Annotated in this window: 2 pseudogenes; both read left to right on the top strand. The window is 45.8% G+C overall.

The annotated features are described in order from the left end of the window. Positions 1-136: 136 nt before the first annotated feature. Positions 137-502 (top strand): annotated as a pseudogene (locus L692_RS34120) (transposase); the annotation flags it as partial. Further along, positions 482-801 (top strand): annotated as a pseudogene (locus L692_RS34115) (transposase); the annotation flags it as partial. The pseudogenes L692_RS34120 and L692_RS34115, both read left to right, overlap by 21 nt. Between the last annotated feature and the right edge of the window lie 246 nt (positions 802-1,047).

The raw sequence follows: 1,047 nt of genomic DNA, 5'->3' as shown, positions 1-1,047 counted from the left end.
CCTGTGCCGCCCCTTTTTACGGAGGCCACTGAAAAAGTCATCCAGTCATAGAAAGAGACAGTTTCTCAATAATTTGAGGAAGCTGTCTCTTTCTTTCGGTATACTGAAAGCATCAAATTAAAGGCTGGTGGTCCGGATGCTTCCGAAACAGCAGAGCTTAATCTTAAGTCCCTATATTGAACTCTACAACATCTTGGTTCCCCAAGATCACATGTTGCGGAAAATGGACGAACTGGTGGACTTGAGCTTTGTCTACGAAGAGCTTCAGGAGAGCTATTGCCACGACAACGGACGCACTGCGCAGGACCCGGTCCGGATGTTTAAGTATTTGCTGCTCAAATCGATGTTTGACTTGTCCGATGTCGATTTAGTCGAGCGTTCGAAAACGGATTTGGCGTTCAAGTTCTTTCTGCATATGGCCCCTGAGGAAGAAGTGATCGAGCCCAGCCTGCTGACCAAGTTCCGCAAATTACGGCTTAAAGACATGAAGCTTTTCGATGTGAACAAATGTAAGATTTGCCCGCTTCGCGAAGGGTGTTACAAGGAAGGGGCAAAAAACAAGACCTATTCGGTCAGCCTAAAGAGTGATGAGCATCTGGCACAGGCTGTATTTCAAGAAAGTGAAGCGTTTAAGGCTAAGGCTAAAGAACGGTACAAAATGAAGCCAAGAACAGTGAACTTAAGCGTAGACACGGGTATGAGGTTGCATCCTCCTCGGGTCTGGTTGGTATGGAAATACAAGGAGCGACGGCGATCTTTGTAGTGAACCTGAAACGAATCTTGAAGTTGCTGGAGCAGTAAGCCTCATCTCCTCCTGTGACAGCAGCAAAAAGACGACATTTCATTCGCAAATACGTGAATGAGTGTCGTCTTTTTTGATAGTTTCTCTTTCAACTCTTTGTAAAAGCCAGGTTTTTCAGCGGCCTTTTAAAAGGCACATTGTTGAGGGCATCCAGCTTTGATTTTTCCGGATAATGATAGACAAGCGGATATTCCTGCGGGGCTTTGCTGTTGTCTTCTTGTATCCGAAGCACGACTGCGGTAATG

This window comes from Paenibacillus forsythiae T98 (genome assembly GCF_000520735.1).
Classification (GTDB): Bacteria; Bacillota; Bacilli; order Paenibacillales; family Paenibacillaceae; genus Paenibacillus_AQ; species Paenibacillus_AQ forsythiae.
Note: the sequence above shows the minus strand (reverse complement) of the source record. Positions and strands in the feature narration are given on the sequence as shown.